At 63.8% G+C, this 19,988-nt stretch carries 15 protein-coding genes and 1 pseudogene; 13 read left to right on the forward strand and 3 right to left on the reverse strand.

The features are described 5' to 3' along the window. The 9 genes and pseudogenes from Q8R75_RS11395 to Q8R75_RS11435 all read left to right on the forward strand — a co-directional run. A pseudogene (locus tag Q8R75_RS11395) lies at positions 1 to 154 on the forward strand (PilX protein); the annotation flags it as partial. A gap of 639 nt (positions 155 to 793) precedes the next feature. Continuing rightward, on the forward strand, positions 794 to 3,823 hold the full coding sequence (locus Q8R75_RS11400) for a PilC/PilY family type IV pilus protein (RefSeq protein ID WP_305626024.1): 3,030 nt from the start codon (positions 794 to 796) through the stop codon (positions 3,821 to 3,823). After that, entirely contained in the window at positions 3,816 to 4,286 is a 471-nt protein-coding gene (locus Q8R75_RS11405) for a type IV pilin protein (protein ID WP_305612483.1), read from the forward strand. The genes Q8R75_RS11400 and Q8R75_RS11405 overlap by 8 nt, the downstream gene beginning before the upstream one ends. 93 nt (positions 4,287 to 4,379) lie before the next feature. After that, the gene (locus Q8R75_RS11410) at positions 4,380 to 5,003 is read left to right on the forward strand and encodes a GspH/FimT family pseudopilin (protein WP_305626025.1); all 624 of its coding nucleotides are present in this window, start codon (positions 4,380 to 4,382) and stop codon (positions 5,001 to 5,003) included. Continuing rightward, positions 5,003 to 5,443: a type IV pilus modification protein PilV gene (pilV, locus tag Q8R75_RS11415; RefSeq protein WP_305612481.1), complete on the forward strand. Its 441-nt coding sequence runs from the start codon at positions 5,003 to 5,005 to the stop codon at positions 5,441 to 5,443. Before Q8R75_RS11410 ends, pilV begins: the two co-directional genes overlap by 1 nt. Further along, positions 5,443 to 6,435 (forward strand): PilW family protein, encoded by a 993-nt coding sequence (locus Q8R75_RS11420; RefSeq protein ID WP_305626026.1) that lies wholly within the window; start codon positions 5,443 to 5,445, stop codon positions 6,433 to 6,435. The genes pilV and Q8R75_RS11420 overlap by 1 nt, the downstream gene beginning before the upstream one ends. Further along, entirely contained in the window at positions 6,432 to 6,971 is a 540-nt protein-coding gene (locus Q8R75_RS11425; RefSeq protein WP_305612479.1) for a PilX N-terminal domain-containing pilus assembly protein, read from the forward strand. Before Q8R75_RS11420 ends, Q8R75_RS11425 begins: the two co-directional genes overlap by 4 nt. Continuing rightward, positions 6,968 to 10,357 carry a PilC/PilY family type IV pilus protein gene (locus Q8R75_RS11430; RefSeq protein ID WP_305612478.1) on the forward strand — a complete coding sequence of 1,130 codons (3,390 nt, stop codon included), beginning with the start codon at positions 6,968 to 6,970 and terminating at the stop codon, positions 10,355 to 10,357. The genes Q8R75_RS11425 and Q8R75_RS11430 overlap by 4 nt, the downstream gene beginning before the upstream one ends. A gap of 2 nt (positions 10,358 to 10,359) precedes the next feature. Further along, positions 10,360 to 10,707 carry a hypothetical protein gene (locus Q8R75_RS11435; protein ID WP_305612476.1) on the forward strand — a complete coding sequence of 116 codons (348 nt, stop codon included), beginning with the start codon at positions 10,360 to 10,362 and terminating at the stop codon, positions 10,705 to 10,707. A gap of 12 nt (positions 10,708 to 10,719) precedes the next feature. Here the strand turns inward: Q8R75_RS11435 and Q8R75_RS11440 are convergent, their stop codons facing one another. After that, on the reverse strand, positions 10,720 to 12,330 hold the full coding sequence (locus Q8R75_RS11440; RefSeq protein WP_305626027.1) for a peptide chain release factor 3: 1,611 nt from the start codon (positions 12,328 to 12,330) through the stop codon (positions 10,720 to 10,722). Between the two features lie 232 nt (positions 12,331 to 12,562). On the opposite strand from Q8R75_RS11440, the gene Q8R75_RS11445 reads away from it, so the two are divergent. After that, positions 12,563 to 12,904: a helix-turn-helix transcriptional regulator gene (locus tag Q8R75_RS11445; protein ID WP_305612730.1), complete on the forward strand. Its 342-nt coding sequence runs from the start codon at positions 12,563 to 12,565 to the stop codon at positions 12,902 to 12,904. 28 nt (positions 12,905 to 12,932) lie between these two features. Here Q8R75_RS11445 and Q8R75_RS11450 read toward each other — a convergent pair whose 3' ends face one another. Next, positions 12,933 to 14,777: a HipA domain-containing protein gene (locus Q8R75_RS11450; protein ID WP_305612729.1), complete on the reverse strand. Its 1,845-nt coding sequence runs from the start codon at positions 14,775 to 14,777 to the stop codon at positions 12,933 to 12,935. A gap of 531 nt (positions 14,778 to 15,308) precedes the next feature. Beyond that, positions 15,309 to 16,481, reverse strand: coding sequence for a DUF2863 family protein (locus tag Q8R75_RS11455; protein ID WP_305612727.1), 1,173 nt, complete (start codon positions 16,479 to 16,481; stop codon positions 15,309 to 15,311). Positions 16,482 to 16,572: 91 nt separating this feature from the next. Between Q8R75_RS11455 and Q8R75_RS11460 the strand changes: the two genes are divergently transcribed. The 3 genes from Q8R75_RS11460 to Q8R75_RS11470 all read left to right on the forward strand — a co-directional run. After that, positions 16,573 to 17,703: a M14-type cytosolic carboxypeptidase gene (locus Q8R75_RS11460; RefSeq protein WP_305612726.1), complete on the forward strand. Its 1,131-nt coding sequence runs from the start codon at positions 16,573 to 16,575 to the stop codon at positions 17,701 to 17,703. A gap of 52 nt (positions 17,704 to 17,755) precedes the next feature. Beyond that, positions 17,756 to 19,078 (forward strand): UDP-glucose/GDP-mannose dehydrogenase family protein, encoded by a 1,323-nt coding sequence (locus tag Q8R75_RS11465; protein ID WP_305612724.1) that lies wholly within the window; start codon positions 17,756 to 17,758, stop codon positions 19,076 to 19,078. 10 nt (positions 19,079 to 19,088) lie between these two features. Then, positions 19,089 to 19,988: NAD-dependent epimerase (locus Q8R75_RS11470; protein ID WP_305663665.1), on the forward strand; the 900-nt coding region annotated here is incomplete at its 3' end.

A 19,988-nucleotide genomic window follows, 5' to 3' on the forward strand; every position in this document is an offset into this window, starting at 1 on the left:
CATCATCGAATACATGGGTGAATTCGAGGACGGCACGGGCTGCGGTCGCCGCGGCAGTACGGCTTGCCGCGGGCCGCGCTACCGGATCACCGCGCGCATGCCGCCGGTCGAGGGGCGGCCGAATGTCGCTTTGCAGACCACCTACCGTCCATAGAATGAACCGGGAGTTCCGATCATGAGTGCTGTTCGTTCTTTCGCCACTGCCGGCCTGCGTGCTGCATGCGCAAGCGTGGTCGGGGTCTGGCTGGCGTGTGCGCCCGCGCAGGCACAGGTGCCCATTTCCGACAATCCGCTGATCCTGAACGTGACGGCGGCGCCCAATGTGCTGATGATTCTCGACAATTCCGGTTCGATGCTTTGGGAGGCGTTGCCGGACAGTTTTGTCAATCTCTGGGACTTCGAGCGTTCGATCCTCCCAGGTCCTGGCAATACACGTACATGCACGCTGCCACAACGAGATCCTAACGTCTTCATCCCTGACTATGATGATGCAAATATTCTGAATGTGGCGATGCGCACGAGCCAGATCAACCGAGTTTATTACAACCCGGCAGTGACCTATCGGCGTTGGACTGGACCGGAGGGCACGCAGTACGACAATTCAAACCCAACCAATGCGAAAGCTACACCATCGGCCGCTTCCGGCATCGACCTGACAGCTCAACAGTCAACCCGGGCTTGCTGGGTCAGCAATACGACGGCCACGACGTTTTCATTCAATTCAGGCAATGTGCCTCGAACCCCGTCGGCGCCTTGCACCAACACGGACAACTGTGTCAAAACATTCTGGCCGATGACGTGGTATCTCTACAAAGGCACCGGTTCGCAGTTCGAGAAGGCAAATTATTACCGTTACCAGATCCGCGGTGATAACGCAGACCGTCTCGATCTGGCTGATGGCTCGGTGACTGCGGTCACGACCTTCAACTGGGCCGGTGGTGTGACCCGTACCATCGCCGAGGAAAAGCAGAACTTCGCCAACTGGTTCACCTACAGTCGCAGCCGTCGCGACGCGGCGAAAAACGGGGTCAGCGCCGCGTTTTCGACGCTGGGCGAAAACTACCGCATCGGCTACCGGCCGCTGAATGGCACCACGGGTCAGCTGAACATCCCGCTGACCGGTGGCTTTGCCGGTACCAATCGCGAAACCTGGTTCAACAACATGTTTGCTTCAAGCGGCACGGGTACCACGCCGCTGCGCGTGGCGCTTGCCCGCGCCGGTGAGTACTACCGCACGACCACCGGTGACAACGATCCGTGGGGTCCGGCCGAACCGGACGGCCTGCTCAGTTGCCGCCAGAGCTTCACCATTCTGACCACCGATGGTTACTACAACGATTCGCCCATCGGCGTCGATACCGTCAATTCGTTGATTCAGAATGCCGACGAGAAAGAGGGCCCACCTTACGCAGATGAGGTTTCGCACACGCTCGCCGACGTGGCGATGTACTACTATAAAAACGACCTGCGCACCGATATCGCCAACCGCGTGCCGACCACGGATGCCGACCCGGCAGACTGGCAGCACATGGTCACCTTCGGTGTGGCGCTGGGTCTGCAGGGCTCGCTGAATCCGGACACCGACCTGCCGCGGCTCACTTCGGGCGAGTTGTCGTGGCCCAGCACGTCCACCGACAGCGGCAAGCTGGACGACCTGTGGCACGCAACGGTGAATGGTCGCGGCAAGTTCGTCAGTGCGGCGACGCCTGAAGAATTCGCGAATGGTCTGAAGGGCGCTCTGGATACCATCGTGCAGCGCACGGCGTCGTCGTCCAATCTCGGCGTGTCATCGACCGAACTGCGCGAAGGCAGCAAGGTGTTCCAGGCGCGCTTCACCAGCGAGGTCTGGACCGGCGACCTGTGGGCCTACACGGTGACCTCTGGCGGCCTGGGCACGACGCCGCAGTGGAAGGCCTCGGAACAGCTGCCTGCAGCGGCCAGCCGCAATATCTACACCCGCAACGCGTCCCTGGGTGTCAGCTTCCTGTGGGACAACCTCAGCGACACCCAGAAGGCACAGCTGGGCGACGACAGCACCGTGCTCGATTACCTGCGCGGCGTACGTACCCAGGAAGTCGATCAGGGCGGGCCGTTCCGCAACCGCCTGTCGGTGCTCGGTGACATCGTGCATTCGTCGCCGGTGTTTGTCGCCGCACCGGACAACTTGTCATATGAGCGTTTCACGTGGGAAGGTGCGTCGACCTACCCGGCATTCCGCCAAAGTCTGATCGCTGATTCCACAGTGGAACCGCCGGTCACTGCGCGTACGGCGATGGTGTATGTCAGCGCGAACGACGGCATGCTGCATGCGTTCGACGCGACGAGCGGCATCGAACGCTTTGCCTATGTGCCGAGTGCGGCGCTGCCCGCGATGAAGACGCTGACTTCGCCCAATTACACGCACCGTTTCATCGTCGACGGTTTCCTGCGCGCCGGTGATGTCTATCAGAGCGGCGAGGGCGGTACCGGACAGTGGCGCAGCGTGCTGGTCGGCACACAGGGTCGGGGCGGCCGTCAGGTTTTCGCACTCGACATCACCAATCCGGCCACCTTCGATACCAACAGCATCCTGTGGGAATTCACTGATGCGGATCTGGGCCAGTTCATCGGCAATCCGGTTCTGACCCGGCTCAACAACGGCCGCTGGGCAGTGCTGATCGGCAATGGCTACAACAGCGACCAGAACCGCGGCTTCCTGTTCGTGATCGATGCAGTGACCGGCGCGCTGATCCGCAAGATCGATACCGGCGACTGCGTGTTGACCGACAATCCCTGCCTCAGCAATGGCCTGGCCGACATCACGCAATGGGACAACGATGGCGACGGCACGGCGGACTACGCCTACGCAGGTGATCTGCGCGGCAACGTGTGGCGTTTTGACCTGTCGTCGACGGTGGCCAGCGAGTGGAAAGTCGCCTTCGGCACGACGGACGCACCGATGCCGCTCTATCGCGCGCTCGATGCATCGGGTAATCCGCAGGCCATCACGTCGAACATCGAAGTGCTGTTGAACCCGGCGGACGGCGTACGCTGGATCAGTTTCGGTACCGGCCGCTTCCTGGCCGGCACCGACCGTGCCGACACCTCGACGCAGACCTGGTACGGGCTGTACGACAACTACCTCGGGGATACGCTGACCTCGCCGGTGAGCGGCCGCAGCAACTTCGCGCAGCGCGTCGTGCTGTTCGAAACGGCGCTCTTCACGCCGGAGACGACCGACATCAATCCGAATCGCGTTCGCGTCATTTCGGCGCCGGGCGACACGTCGGGCGGTGCTGCGATGCTCAATGCCGACGGCAATTACGTCAAGCAGGGCTGGTACCTCGACCTGCTGCCGCCGACCGGCACCCAGCAGGGCGAGCGCATGTTCTACGGCGTGCAGGCGTTCAGTACCGCGTTGTTCGCCACCACCGCCATCCCGGCCGATGACCCCTGCAGCCCGGGCGGCAACGGCTGGTTGCTGACGCTCGACCCCTACACCGGTGGCCGGCTGCAGGATAATGTTTTCATCAACCGCGAACCGGTCACCGTCAGCGTCGAGGGACAGCCGTCGGTCAATTACAACGTCAGCGGTGTCGGACTGCTTTCCATCCCGTCGCGACCCATCCTGGTGCGCAACGACGCACCCGCCGGCGACGGTTCGGTCAGCGGTGGCGGCAGCACCGGTGGCACCGGTGGGCAGCCGCTCGGGTCGCCCTGCACGACGCTCAGCGGGCAGGCCGGCGTGCTGATCGGCCTGGCCAATGGCGAAACGGTGTGCGAAAGCCTCAACCTGCCGGACATCTTCGGCCGGCTGTCGTGGCGCGAACTGATCAATGACTGATACCGGGACCTGCAACGTGCGCATGAACATCCACCACAGCATCCAGCGCGGCTTCACGCTGATCGAACTGATGATCGTCGTGGCGATCATCGGCATTCTGGCGGCCATCGTCTATCCGAACTACACGCAATACGTCATCGATAGCCGTCGCGCGACGGCGGCGGCCTGCCTGTCCGAGCGTGCCCAGTTTCTGGAGCGTATCTACACCACGACGCTCACCTATGCCGGCGCCACGATTCCAGCCCAGCAGTGCGCCACCGATCTGGCCAATTTCTACACCTTTCCCGTCCCGACGCTTGCGGCACGCACCTACACGATCACCGCTGTGCCGCAGGGTGGGCAGGCGAGCAACGACGGAAAGTGCGGCTGCACGCTCAGCCTGAATCAGACCGGCACGAAGGCTGCGACAGTCGTCGGCGCAACGACAGTCTGCACAAAACCCGTGGCTGCCTGCTGGCGCTGACACGACACACAAGTTTGCGCGCCTCGCCCGGGGCGCACTCAAGCTTCAAGGCCTGTGGCCGTAACAGAGGGATCGCCTTCCCTTTGTCCGCCGATGTTTCGCCGTTCGCCCGCTTCGGGCTTCACGCTGATCGAACTGATGATCACCATTGCCATCCTGGCGGTGGTGACCACGTTCGCCGTGCCGTCCTTCCAGAGTCTGGTCGTGATGAATCGCCTGACCGCCGAAACCAATGAATTCATCGCCGGCATGAACAGCGCGCGTGCGGAAGCCATTCGTGGCAACGCGCGCAGCGTACTGTGCCGGGCGGCGGTGACGGCGGGGCAGATCGATGCCGCAGGCGGCTGCGTCACCGATACCGACGGCAACTGGGCCGGCTGGATGGTGTTCATCGACGCCGACGGCAGTGGCGCCTACAACCCGAATGCCACCACCAACCCGGTCGAGGTCGTGGTGCGTACCCATGTGTTCGCGGGCGACCAGGTCAGGGTGCTGGCGAGCCCGGCGCTCGCGGTCAGCGGCAACCGCGTGGTCTACCGGCCCGATGGCCTGGCCCGTGCACCGGGGCAAACGATGCTGCAGTCAGGCACCCTGCGTCTGTGCACGATCATCGACGGCATGACCAGCAATGCGCGAGACGTCCGTCTGGGTGGCGGCAGTCGCATCGGTGTGGCGCGCAGCACATCGGCCAGCTGCGCGGCGCCGGGAGATACCTGATGAAGGCGCAGGCGGGTGTTTCGCTGATCGAAGTGGCGGTTGCGCTGTTCGTGCTGTCGGTCGGCATGCTCGGCATGGCGGCGCTGCAGATGGCTTCGCTGCGTTCCAACCAGAGCTCCTACGAACGCAGCGCCGCTGTGCTCGGTGCCTATACGATGATCGACCGGCTGCGCGCCGATGTGGCCGCCGCGCGCAGCGGCAGCTACAACCTCGCGCTGGCCGACAATGCCTGTACGCCGCCGGCCGCCGGTACTTTTGCCGAAACGCAACTGGCCAACTGGATCGCCGACCTGCAGACCAGCATGGGCAGTTCGGCCTGCGGCGGCGTGGCCTGCACCGGTGGGGCGACCGGCAGTTGCATGATCACCGTGCGCTGGGACGACAGCCGCGCCCGTGGCGGCTCCGCCAACCAGATGTTCCGGATCGAGGCGCGTCTGTGATGCGCCTGCACGCACAGCAGGGCCGCACGCTCATCGAGTTGATGATTGCGCTCGCCATCGGCCTGTTCATCACGGGGACCGCGATCGGGCTCGTGTTGTCGAACCGGCAGACCTACAACGTGACCGAAGGGCTGTCGCGCATCCAGGAGGCCGCGCGCACCGGCTTCGAGCTGCTGGCGCGCGACATCCGCGATGCCGGCCTGAACTCCTGCGGCGGCGCATTGCAGTTCGTCAATGTGCTGAACAATCCCGCCTCGCTGTGGTGGACGCAATGGAACGGTGGTCTGCGCGGTTACGGTGGCAGCCAGGCCTTTGCCGGTGCGCCGTTTGGCACCGCTGCAGGCCAGCGCGTGGCCGGTACGTCGGCGCTGCAGGTTATGCGCACCGGCAGCCAGCCGCAGACCGTGTCGGCGCACGATACCGCGACCCAGATGATCACCTTCAGCCCGGCCAACCGGACGCTCGCCACCGGCGATCTGGCCATCGTGTGCAATTTCAGCCAGGCCAGCCTGTTCCAGGTGACCGACGCCAATGGCACCCAGATCGAGCATCGCAACGCGGGCTTGCCCGGTAACTGCACGCGCGGGCTGGGTTTTGCCGACCCGCCCGACTGCAGCGCGAGCGGTCAGACCTATCGCTTCGAAGCCAACGCAGTGGCGATGCGCCTTGAGTCACTCGCCTGGTACGTCGGCAATAACGGACGCACCACCACCACGTCGCGTTCGCTGTATCGCGTGGCACCGCAGAACAACGCGGGAAGCTTGACGCTGGTTGCCGAAGAGGTGATCGACGGCGTGGTCGACCTGCAGGTCGACTACCTGCCCGAAGGCGCGACTGCCTACGTCGCCGCGACGGCGGTAACAGACTGGAACGCCGTGCTCGGTGTGCGTCTGCGGCTGATCATCGACGAACCTGACCGCCCCTCGACCGCGGCCGACCGCGTGCGACGCACGATGACTCACGTGGTCATGCTCAGGAACCGGATGTCATGAACGTGATGCTGCCCGCCCGGCAACGCGGTGTGACGCTGGTTGTTGCGCTGATGCTGCTGCTCGCCGTGACCTTGCTCGGTCTGGCCAGCATGCGCGGCACCGGCATGCAGGAGCGCATGAGCGCCAATCTGTACGACCGTGCGATCGCTTTCCAGGCGGCCGAATCATCGCTGCGCGAGGCGGAAGCCCTGTTGGCGAGCGGCGCTGCCGGGCCATTCAACGGCACCGTCAATGGCTTGTATGCCAAGCCGACACCGGGCGCGAATTCATTCCTCAATCGCTGGGAGGATCCGGCCGCCGTGTGGGCGTCGGCGACGGTCTGGTGGGAAGCGGCCGATGCCGATACGCGCGCCAAGGCGGCCGGCGTTCCGCAGTACCTGATCGAAGATCTTGGCCTCTGGCCATCGACGCCGGATTGCGACACGGTCACGACGATCGCCTCCGATTGCCTCAAACCACGCTACCGCATCACGGCCCGCAGTGCGCCGGTCGCCGGTCGGCCCGCCGTGCTGCTGCAGACCACATACAGACCATGATTCACATCAATCGAAAGCTTGCCGGCCTGCTGGTCGCCGCAGTGCAGTTCGCCTCACTCCTGGCAAGTACGCCGGCCCGCGCCGTGGTCGACATCGCTGACGCACCGCTGGTGGTCGGCAGCGCCGTCGCGCCCAACCTCATGTTCCTGCTCGATGACTCGGGCTCGATGCAATGGGAAGTGATGCCGGACGAAAACCTGTACTTTTCGTACTACCTGTTTCCGCCCCCGAACAGTCTTTACGGCGCAGATATGTATGAGCGGCGGGCCCCGACCTTCCAGGACACCAACATCCACAATTTCTTCGGGCGCTCGCCCGACAACAACGCGGTGTTCTACAACCCGCAGGTGGCTTACCGCCCATGGCTGACGCATACCGGTGCATCGTTCGGCAATGCGAGCACCACTGCGGCGCCCTACAACCCTGCGGACACGACGCGCGGTACGCTGGATCTCACAGCGGAACAGACACAGTCGGCACGCTGGTTCGCCAACACGACAAATACCAACCTGAACTCGGCCGCCTACAGTTGCGTGAATGCGTGCAACCAGAGCTTCTGGCCGGTCACCTTCTACATCTATCGCGGAAATGGCTCACGCGTCTCGGCGGCCAACTACACCAAGTACCAGATCCGCGGCACACGCGCCTACAGGCGTGACCCGATCACCGCGGGTGAAGTCGAAATCACGAGTTTCACCTGGCCCAACGGAGCAACGCGCACCGTGGCGGAGGAAACGCAGAATTTCGCCAACTGGTTCACCTACTACCGCAGCCGGGTGCTGACCGCGCGGGCGGGTGCGTCGATTGCATTCGGCCAGCTGGGCGAAAACTTCCGCGTCGGCTTTCGCACGATCAACGGTGCCGGCCAGTTCCTGATCCCGACCAGTGGCGGATTTACAGGCACCAATCGTGAAACCTGGTTCAGTCGACTGCTGGATACTGACATCGACACCAACGGTACGCCGCTGCGTACCGCACTGAACTGGGCCGGCAATTACTACGAAACCAAGACCGGCAACGATGACCCCTGGCGCCAGACCGGTTACGCCAACCCGCTGACCTGCCGGCAGTCCTTCACCATTCTGACCACCGATGGCTACTGGAGCGATGCGTTCGCACTGAATGCGATCGGCAACTCCGATGGAACCGAAGCGCGTCCCTATCGCGACTCGCACAGCAATACACTGGCCGATGTGGCGATGCACTACTACAAGCGCGATCTGCGTACCGGCATCGCCGACAACGTGCCGACCAGCGCGCGCGACAGCGCCAACTGGCAGCACATGGTGACCTTCGGCCTGTCACTGGGCGTCAGCGGCACGCTGGACCCGGCGACCGACCTGCCGGCGCTTACCGCCGGCACCAAGAGCTGGCCCGATCCGGCCAACAGCTCGCCTGCCAAGCTCGATGACCTGTGGCACGCGACGATCAACGGGCGCGGCGCGTTCGTGAATGCGTCCGATCCGCAGCAATTCACCGATGGCCTGTCGGCGGTGCTGACCGACATCAGCGAACGGGTCGCTTCATCCGGTAATGTCACCGCCACCAGCACATCGCTGACCAGCAACACGTTGCTGTTCCAGTCGCGCTTCGTCGGTGGCAGCTGGACCGGCGATCTCGTTGCCACGCGCATCAATACCGATGGCACGCTTGCAGCAACGCCGTCCTGGAAGGCGTCGGAACACATCCCCACGGCAGCCAGCCGCAGCATCTACACGTGGTCGGGTACCGCCGGCATCACGTTTCAGTGGGCCAATCTGAGTGCGGCCCAGCGCACCGCAATCGGTACGTCCGCCACGCTGGACTACCTGCGCGGGGCGACCACCGGCGAGGCGCGCAATGGCGGCACCTTGCGCAACCGCACCAGCGTGCTGGGTGACATCGTCAATTCGCTGCCGGCCTATGTAGGTGCGGTCACCGACCTGCGGCTGGAACGCTTCGGCTGGACCGGCGCAAGCAGCTATCAGGCGCATCGCACGGCGGTGGCCAGCCGCCGTGAAATGGTCTACGTGGCGGCCAATGACGGCATGTTGCATGCCTTCGATGCGCGCACCGGGGAAGAGCGCTTTGCCTACGTACCGACCGGTGCCTTCAGCACGATGAAGTTGCTGACCAATCCGGAATACGTCCACAAGTTCATGAATGACGGCTCGCCGGTTGTGGCCGAGGTCTATTTTTCCGGCGCCTGGCGCACCGTGCTCATCGGCACGCAGGGCCGCGGTGGCAAGACGGTCTATGCACTGGACGTAACGAACCCCGACAGCTTCGGGGCGAACAAGGTGCTGTGGGAATACACCCACGCCGATCTCGGCCAGACCGTCGGCAACCCGGTCATTGCGCGCATGAATGACGGCAACTGGGCGGTGGTGATCGGCAATGGCTACAACAGCACCAACGAGCGTGCCGTGCTCCTGGTGCTCGACATCGCCAACGGCGCACTGGTGCAGCGCATCGACACCCTCGAGGGTTCAAGCACCTCGCCCAACGGTCTGGCGGCGGCCGAGGGCGTCGATGTCGACCGCGACGGCGATTTCGACTACTTCTACGCCGGCGACCTGCTCGGCAATCTGTGGAAATTCGACGTGAGCAACAGCGACCCGGCGCAGTGGCGCAGCGGCTACGGTACCGTTGCCGTGCCGCAGCCGCTGTTTACGGCGCGCAGTTCGACCAATGCAGTGCAGCCGATCACCGGCGGCGTCAGCATCGGCTTCAATCCGGCGGATCGGAAATTGTGGATCTACTTCGGTACCGGACGCTACCTGGCGACATCCGATCCGGGCAGCACGGCCACGCAGACCTGGTACGGCGTAAACGACACCGGCAGCCGGATTGGCAGTCGCAGCAATCTGGCCCAGCGCGTCATCCTTCAGGAGGGCTCGACCGGGCAGGGCGACAATTACCGTGTGGTTTCCAAGCCGGGTGACACCACCGGCGGCACCAGCATGAGCGGCAAACGGGGCTGGTACATGGACCTGCAGTCGCCGACGGCGGGCGCCGAAGGCGAGCGCATCATCAACCCGCCGTTACTGGGCGCCACGACCCTGTTTGTCAGCACGCTGATTCCGAGCAGCAACCCGTGCGAGCCCGGTGGCCGCGGCTGGGTGCTGGGGGTGAATCCGTTCACCGGCGGCCGACAGGATTTCGACGTGTTCGATTTCAGCCGCAATGGCATCGTCGATGCCGGCGACCAGGTGACGCACACCGAAGGCAACACGAGCCGCCGTGTCGTCGGCAGCGGCTACAGCACGGACAGCCTGCCTGGCAGCCCGCTGCAGATCGGCAAGCAGCAGATCGTCGGCGGCTCGGACGGCACCGCACGTTCGCGCACGGTGTCCGACGGCTTGCGCGCCGGCCGGATGTCCTGGAAAGAAATCATCGGAGACTGAACATGAGCCTGACCTTCCGCCACATCATCGCCGCATCGCTGTGTGCCGCGGCCACGCTGCCGCTGCAGGCGGCCGAGCCGTTGCACCCGTTGTCGAATCCGTCGCTGTATGAACAGCAGGGCTACGTCAGCAGCATCGATACCGCCACCGGCGCGATGACGATCAACGGCAAGCGCTACAAGGGAAACGCCAATACCGTCATCTTCATCGTCGATAAACAGGGTCGGCTGGGCAAGGGCCGGACGCTTGCCGACATCCCGCCCAACACGTCGGTCAGTTTCGCCACCAGCGCCGACGGTACCGTGACCCAGGTGCTGGTCGGCAACGGCATCATGCCGATGGGGCAGTAGTTCTCGCTTGCTTCAGTGACTGGCAAACATCAGGCCCGCATGTTCGCGCATCGCGTGGAACTTGATCTTCGTCCATTTTTCCTGCGCCACCCGCAGTTCGGCATTCATCGTTGCCAGAAAGGCCGGCGCGTTGACGGCATCGTAGGCAATGCGGTGCGCGTTGGCATCGATGAAGCGCTTCAGTTCGCGTTCGTCGTCGCAGGTTACCCAGCGTGCCATGCTGTATCGGGTGCCCTCCAGCCGCGCATCGACGCCGTATTCGGCCTTCAGCCGGTGGATCACAACCTCGAACTGAAGCTGACCGACCGCACCCAGCAACAGGCTGCCGCCAGCCAGCGGGCGGAAAACCTGGATGGCACCTTCTTCACCCAGTTGCTCAAGACCTGAACGTAACTGCTTGGTTCTCAACGGATCACGTATCTCCACACCCTGGAACAATTCGGGTGCGAAGAAGGGCAGGCCGGTGAATTGCAGCGTTTCGCCTTCGGTCAGCGTGTCGCCCAGCTGCAGCGTGCCGTGGTTCGGAATGCCGATGATGTCGCCGGCGTAGGCTTCTTCCAGCAGTTCGCGCCGCTGCGACAGGAAGGTGACCACATTGTTCGGCCGGATTTCCTTGCCGTTGCGGCTGACCTTGAGCTTCATGCCGCGCTGGAAGTGGCCGGAACACACGCGCACGAAGGCGATGCGGTCACGGTGCGACGGATCCATATTGGCCTGGATCTTGAACACGACGCCGGTCAACTTCGCTTCGTTCGGCTCGACCCGGCGCTGGATGGCCGGGCGGGCGCCGGGCGGCGGCGCCAGTTCGACCAGCGCGTCCAGCACCTCCTTGACGCCGAAGTTGTTGATTGCCGAGCCGAAGAACACCGGTGTCTGCCGGCCGGCCAGAAATTCCGCCTCGTCGAACGGCGGTGCGGCGTCGCGCACCAGGTCAATCTCGTGATGCGCGGTGTCCAGCTGCGTCGGATAGCGCTTCGCGATTTCCGGATTGTCCAGACCCTGCAATGTTTCTTCCTTGCCCGAAATACGGTCTTCACCCGCGCGGAACACGCGCATGCGGTCGGCGTGCATTTCATAGACGCCGGCGAACTCCTTGCCCATGCCGAGCGGCCAGGTGAAGGGGGCGACGTCCATGCCCAGCGTGCGTTCGAGTTCGTCGATCAGGTCGAGCGGCGCGCGCACTTCGCGGTCCATCTTGTTGATGAAGGTGATGATGGGGGTATTGCGCGCGCGGCACACCTCGAGCAGGCGCAGCGTCTGCGCTTCTACGCCGTTGGCGGCGTCGATCACCATCAGTGCGGCATCCACGGCCGTCAGCACGCGGTAGGTGTCTTCCGAGAAGTCGCGGTGACCCGGCGTGTCGAGCAGGTTGACGACGCAGTCGCGGTACTCCATCTGCATCACTGAACTGGCCACCGAAATGCCGCGCTGCTTCTCGATTTCCATCCAGTCCGACGTGGCATGACGCGCCGCCTTGCGCGCCTTCACGCTGCCGGCGATCTGGATCGCGCCGGCGAACAGCAGCAGTTTCTCGGTCAGCGTGGTCTTGCCCGCGTCCGGGTGGGAAATGATGGCAAAGGTCCTTCTTCGCCCTACCTGCTCTGCGATCAGACCTTCTGACATCTCGACTCTTTCCCCGCTGGTACGCATTCCAGAATGTGCTCATAGCCTGTTGCACATCGCCTCTTCGTCGCCGCTGGCGGGCTTTTCGGCCACCAGCGGTATTGACTTTAGCATTAATCGTCTTTCAAGAGCATTTTATACGGCTTAGAATGCTCTTGAGGGCTTGCTCATTCGAGCTCGACCCGATCAGCATGGTATCCGATGGTTGAAGCGCCCTTCGTATCGATGACTTATGACCGCCCGGAACAAGCTGCTGGCCGCACCGCCTTATCCCGTCGAACAGACGCTCAAGCGTCTGGGCGCGAACCTGCGCACGGCGCGCCTGCGGCGGAACCTGACGATCGAAGACGTGGCCGAGAAGATCGGTACAGGCGTGCGTGCTGTTGCCGACGCAGAGCACGGCAAGGCATCGACGGGAATTGCGGTCTATGCGGCGATGCTGTGGGCGCTTGATCTTCTGGACCATATGGATGGCGTCGCAACGCCAGAGAAGGACGAGGAAGGTCAGACCCTGGCCCTGTCCCGCGAGCGCGCTCGCGCACGGCCTGACCGAGGCCCGGATGGCGACTTCTAGGACAGGCTCCTAGGCGCGGCAAGCCCGGTCACGCGAACGTGGCAATCCGTTCCCGGCAGATCTCGAGCGTTCGGGTGACAGCAGCCTCACCGGACGGCCCGTAGCCGGGAAGCTTGGGCAACGCGATCACGGCAACGGCAGCCCGCATCCTGTCCAGAACGTCGTCGATAGCGGCGTTGGTGTCCGACGCACGAAGTCCTGCTATCGCAGCGACCGCGAGGAAGTCGGCTCGCTTGAGTCGTTCGTCCTTGCCGTTGAGCTTCAGCGCCATACGGTCGTGTTCGAGGCGGGGAAAGACGCGGGTGGTCAGCATGTCGTAGACGGGCGCCAAGCGAACGCTGCGGAAGGCCGGATCGCCGGGTTCGGCGATCTTCAGAACGGCCATGTTCTTGAGGTGCATGTCGCCGTCCGCGATGAGCCAGGCGAACACGACGCGCTTCATCAGAATCAGAAGGTCCTCGTCGGGCAATGTGGACAGGCCCCTGAGGGCGCGTGCCACACGCTCGATGGTGCCGTCGTACTTGGCCTTTGGCGAGAGATCAAGCACCGAGCACAGGTCTTCCATCGCCAGCAGGCGCTTGTCGTTCGCACCCGTGCGAATGTCGAACCGCTCGACGAGAAGAGCGGGAGGCATCTCATCGGGCATCGCAATCAGTGCCGTCGCCGGAACAACGAACCCGACCTCCCTCGCTAAAGTCAGGCCGACCCATTCGACCAGCGGCAAGGCCTCGAAGCCGCTGGTCCCGGCGGGCTTCAGGATGTGGGTGAACGGCGTACCTGTGCTTGGCGAAAGCCTGCCGTCCGGGTCGAGCGTCATCGGTGCCTTGATCTGTACGCCCGAGAGGCGCGGCGTATCGGTGCGGTCGTAGATCGTGGCGAGATTGCGTTCGAAGTCCTGCTCCATCGCGCTGCGAACGGGCCCGGCATAGGTGCCTGTGAACACACCGGCCGCTGTATGGGCGGCGAGCGGCGTTGCGAGCATATCGAGCGGCAGGGTGGCAAGCTCATCTGCGTTCTCTGCCACCGTGATGTTGGACATGTAGCGCCTGCCCGAGCGAAGCATGGCCCGCTCGTCGCGGTCGTGCAAGACGCTCTCCAGCCAGCCTTCCGGCAGCAGAGAGACCATGAAGGGCGGCAACCTGCCTGGCATCGTCTGGCGAACAACTGGCGGCACAGGCGTGCCGCTGGCGGTCTCGGACCACCGCCATTCGAATCCGTCATGAACGAGGGTGCCGATGGGCAGGCCATGCCACGCCACGGTCAGGGCGAACGCGGCCTCGTTGCGCGGGGGCGCCATCGAGGGGCCGCGCAGCAAGAATCTTTCGGCTCCCTTGCCCTCGCGGCACCAGTCGTTTTCGCGGGCCAGCGCCCACACGGCATCACTCGCGGCCTTCGCGCCGCCGTACTCCTCGACAAGGCGGGCGGCGATGGCCTCGCGTGTCGCTGCATCGATGGACGCGGCATGTTCGCTGCGCAGGCGAAAGGCTTCCAGAAACCTCTGACGGATCGAAGACACGTTGACGGCGAACTCGCCCAGGCTGTCGGCAACGGCGGCGGAAGCGAGAGAGGGCTTCGCGGGAGCCTTGTTCTGAACGATTTCCAGTGCCCGGATGCGGGTGCGCTGTACGCGCGGCCCGGTCAGGTAGAGGCGACCATCGCGGGTCGGCCCCAGCAGAACGGCGCTGACCGCCGAGAGGTAAGCATTGGGATAGAGGTAACGGCCGATGCGGACGGCGTGGGCGAGAACGGTTCGATCGATGTCGTCGGCGGCATCAACATAGATGCCCCGCATCAATTGTACGAGCTTGCCCGTCCCGGCCAGATAGTGGCTGCGGGTCTTGTCGATGGTCTCGCCGACGAGATGAAGCGGCATTGTCGCTAACCTTCCCGTGTTTCAGATACGGGAAAGTTAGCGTCCGGATGGCGGCCAAGCAAGAGAAAGCTAACTTTTCCGGGTTTCAGATACGTAAAAGTCGTACTTCTAGTCATTCCCATTGTTGTACCAAAACTTGTTCACAGCGGGAGATCACTCGCTACATTCATCTTCCGGAACACTGCTCAAGGAAATCCAGCGGGTGTTCTTGGCCTCGGATGAAATCGCGCCAACGATGCTTGATGCCGAAGTGCCGTTCTGAGCCTGTCGCATACATGGCGTCGTGTGACGACGTTTTCTCGGGGCCGGGCTCTTGGTTGTGACCTGACGGCACCTTGGGCGCGGTAAAGCCCTCGGCCCGGCGTAATGCGAACTGTCCGCAGCATTCCCGGGCGCTGCGCCCGCCGCGCGTTCGAACACGCTCATCAGATCGGGAACCTCGGCGTGTGGCGGATTTCTCGCCTTCGCGAACGACGCGAGCAAGTCCGGAACCGAAGTTTCCTTGTCCCTGCATCGGGGCAGCCGCCTGGTTCAATGCAGCTGTGAAGGCGCCTGTTCGCCGTCTTCCGGCAGGCCGGCGTGCACCGGCTGGCCGTCTGCGTCGGCGTACATCGGGGCGCCGCAGTCGTCGCAGAACTCCATCGGCATGCGGTGGTCGAGCACCAGGATGTCAGTCACACCGCAGCTGCGCAACACGCCTTCGATCTCGCCGACGATGTCGCTTTCTTCGTCCTCCGCGCCGAGCAGTGCCCACACGACACCGTGCACGACTTCATTCGATTCGCCGACGGTGAAACTGATGCGGTATTCCTCCAGCTGCTGGTCGTGGAACGGCGCGATGATGGCGCGCAGACCACTTGCCTTCGTGTTGAGCGCGCCTTCGAGGAAAGACACCGAGGCATGCAGCGAATAGGCACGCGAGGCGCGATCGGCATCGCGGCAGGCCGTATGGAAGGCGTTCGGCGCCAGCAATTCGTAGGCACATCCCTGCATCATCGGTGCCAGCGCCGCAGCGCCCTGGGTCTGCCATTGCTTGACCGCATCCTCGCGCGCACCGTCGTCCTCCTGCCAGCGAAACAGTGCCGCGCCGCGTGGCGCAATGGCAATGCCGATCAGGTAGCGGGTGTCCGACAGGAAGCTGTTGGTTTCACCCATGGATCCGGTTTCCAGCTTCAGGTCGGTACCGGCCAGCGCAGCTTCGCCCAGATCGTCGCTCAGGTCGCGCGCTTCGACATAGCCGCGCGGCAGTTGATCCGGGCTGAACAGGTAATCGGCCAGTGCGATCTTCGCGTGCGCACTCATCACGTGAGCACCGAGCTGCGTGCGCAGCGTGTCGAGCAGCGGCGCGGCGATCGGACCGGCCGGAATGGAAAAGCGCGACCATGCAAGCAGCGGGGCGGTGAACACGACCGCATCCCAGTCCTGCGCGGTCTTGCCGGGCAGGCCGCATTCGACGCCTGCTTCGATCGCATCGGCCAGTTCGTCATAGGCGGCCGGATTGTCCTTCCACAGGTGATCGAGCGCGCCACTGAGCGTTTCTTCGTTGCGGTCGGCCAGCAGGCGGGCCACCAGTTCGGTCAGTCGCGACTCCCAATAGCGGTCTTCGACACGGCTGGCAGATAACGCCAGTCCGTCGGCGAGACGGGTGAGCTGGGCGGCGTCCTGGCCGAGGCCGCCACGGCGGGAAAATCGGGTGCGTTTCATATCGGGGTCCGGAAGCTGAGCGCGGATTCTACCAAGCCGGGCCGGCGAGTCGGCCGGTATACTCGTTCGCGGATCACTTTGGAGCGCACCCTTGATCAGAATAAGCAGCCAGTTCGACAGCGGCGCCATCGAGGTCGTCGATGCGTCGGACCCTACGAATATCCGCCTTCGGCTGCGTGACGACAACACGGCCGACGTCCGTCAGTGGTTTCACTTCCGCCTGCAGGGCGCACGCGCGCAGGCCTGCACGCTGGTGTTCGAGAACGCCGGGCAGGCCACCTTTCCGGGTGGCTGGGAAGGCTACCGCGTCGTAGTGTCGTATGACCGGCGCAACTGGTTCCGCCTGCAGTCCGGCCATTACGATGGCCAGCGCTACGTGTTCGGCCTGACGCCGGATTTCGACAGCGTCTATTTCGCCTACTTCGAACCTTTCCCGTGGGAACGCCATCTTGACCTGCTCGGCACGGCAGATGCCTCGCCGGTGGCCACGGTCAGCGACCTCGGCGCCACCCCTGACGGACGCGACCTGAATCTGATCACGATCGGTCGTGCGGCGCCCGGCAAGCGCAGGATCTGGGTCATTGCCCGGCAACATCCGGGTGAAACCATGACGGAGTTTTTCGTCGAAGGGCTGCTTGAGCGGCTTTACGACACGTCCGACCCGGTGTCGCGCAGGCTGCTCGAACGTGCCTGCTTCTTCGTGGTGCCGAACATGAATCCGGATGGTTCGGTGCGCGGCAACCTGCGCACCAACGCGCGCGGCGTCAACCTGAACCGCGCCTGGCGCGAGCCGGACATGACCGACAGCCCGGAAGTGGCCCTGGTTCGGGCGCGCATGCTGGGCACCGGCGTTGACGTGTTCCTCGACATCCACGGCGACGAGACACTGCCTTTCGTCTTTGTCGACGGCAACGGAATGGTGCCGGGTTTCACCGAGGTACATGCACGGGCCGAGCAGCGATTTTCGGACACCTTGCGTGCCGTCACGCCGGATTTCCAGACTGAGCGCGGTTATGCGCAGGATCGCTTCAGCGACGAAATGCTGACGCTGGCTTCGAAGTGGGTGTTTCACCAGTTCGGCTGCCTCTCGCTGACGCTGGAAATGCCTTTCAAGGACAACGCCAACCTGCCGGACGGGCTGTTTGGCTGGTCGGCAGCACGCAGCAGGCGCCTGGGCGAAGCAACATTGCAGGCGCTGCTGGCAGCGCTCGATGCCGAATGACCTCGCGTGTTGCCGGGTCCTGAACGAATTCAATTTTTGCCGGATGTCCTGAATGAAAATCACCGTAATCGGCACCGGCTACGTGGGCCTGGTGTCCGGGGCCTGCATGGCCGAGATGGGCAACGACGTGCTGTGCCTGGACCTTGATCCGGAGAAGATCCGCATCCTGAAGGAAGGCGGCATTCCGATCCACGAGCCGGGGCTCGATGCGGTGGTGGCGCGCAACGTCGAAGCGGGGCGGCTGCATTTCACGACCGACGTGGCCGAGGCGGTGCGCTTCGGCACCATCCAGTTCATTGCGGTGGGCACGCCGCCGGACGAAGACGGCTCGGCCGACCTGCAGTACGTGCTGGCGGCGGCGCGCAACATCGGCCGGCTGATGACCGACTACAAGGTGGTTGTAGACAAGAGCACGGTGCCGGTGGGCACGGCCGACAAGGTCAAGGCGGCGATCGCCGACGAGCTGGGCAAACGCGGCCTCGAGATGGAATTCGCGGTCGTATCCAACCCGGAATTCCTGAAGGAAGGCGCAGCGGTGGACGACTTCATGCGGCCGGACCGTATCGTCATCGGTGCCGACGACGAGCGCGCCATTCACCTGATGCGCGCCATTTATTCACCGTTCCAGCGCAACCGCGACAAGCTGGTGGTGATGGACGTGCGCAGCGCCGAACTGACGAAATATGCGGCCAACGCGATGCTGGCCACGCGCATCAGCTTCATGAACGAGCTCGCACTGCTGGCCGACCGAATGGGGGCCGACATCGAAATGGTGCGCCAGGGCATCGGCAGCGACCCGCGCATCGGCTACCACTTCCTGTACGCCGGCTGCGGCTATGGAGGCAGCTGTTTTCCGAAGGACGTCAAGGCGCTCATCCGCACCGCGCGCGACGAAGGGCAGGCGCTGAAGGTGCTGCAGGCGGTCGAAGACGCCAACGACGCGCAGAAGCTGGTGCTGGTGGACAAGATCGTCGCGAAGTTCGGTGAAGACCTGTCCGGCCGGCGCTTCGCGCTGTGGGGCCTGGCGTTCAAGCCGAACACCGACGACATGCGCGAAGCACCCAGCCGGGTCGTGATCGGCGAGCTGTTCAGGCGGGGTGCCACGATCACGGCGTATGACCCGGTGGCGATGACGGAGACGCGGCGCATCTACGGCGACGAGCCTCGGCTCACCTACGCCGACAAGCCGATGGACGCGCTGGATGGCGCGGACGCGCTGGTGATCGTGACCGAGTGGAAGGAATTCCGCAGCCCGGACTTCGAGCGGATCCGCACGATGCTCAAGCAGCCGGTGATCTTCGACGGGCGCAACCTGTACGAGCCGGCGCTGCCACGCAGCTTCGGCATCGAGTATTCGGCGATCGGCAGGCCATGAGGACCCACCCATGAAAATCCTGCTCACCGGCGCTGCCGGTTTCATCGGCATGCATGTTGCGCAGCGCCTGCTCGAACGCGGCGACGAGGTGGTCGGGCTGGACAACCTGAACGACTACTACGACGTGCGGCTGAAAGAAGCCCGGCTGTCGCGGCTGACGCCTCATCCGGCGTTCCGCTTCGTGAAGATGGGGGTCGAAGACCGCCCCGGCATGGCGACGCTGTTCGCGGCGGAAGGTTTTGACCGCGTTGTTCATCTCGCGGCCCAGGCCGGCGTGCGTTACTCGCTGCAGAACCCCGATGCCTACATCGACGCCAACATCGTAGGCTTCATGAACGTGCTCGAAGGTTGCCGTCACGCCAGCGTCGCCCACCTGGTCTATGCGAGCAGCTCCAGCGTCTATGGCGGCAACGAAAAGATGCCGTTTTCGGAAGCTGACAGCGTCGATCATCCGGTCAGCCTGTACGCCGCGACCAAGAAAGCCAACGAACTGATGGCGCACACCTACAGCCATCTTTTCGGCCTGCCGACCACCGGCCTGCGCTTCTTCACGGTCTATGGTCCCTGGGGCCGGCCGGACATGGCGCTCTTCCTGTTCACCAAGGCCATCCTCGAAGGCCGGCCGATCGACGTCTTCAATTTTGGCAACATGAAGCGTGATTTCACGTACGTCGATGACATCGTCGAAGGTGTAATTCGCGTCCTCGACCGTACCGCCGAGCCGAATCCCGCCTACGTATCGGATGAAGCTGATCCGGCCACCAGCAACGCGCCTTATCGCGTCTTTAATATTGGTAACAATAACCCGGTACAGTTACTCGATTTCATCGGTGCGATCGAGGATGCGCTTGGCCAGAAAGCCGAGAAACGCCTGTTGCCGCTGCAGGATGGTGACGTCCCGGCCACCTAT

The sequence above is a fragment of the Methyloversatilis sp. genome (genome assembly GCF_030696805.1).
In the GTDB taxonomy this organism is placed as follows: domain Bacteria; phylum Pseudomonadota; class Gammaproteobacteria; order Burkholderiales; family Rhodocyclaceae; genus Methyloversatilis.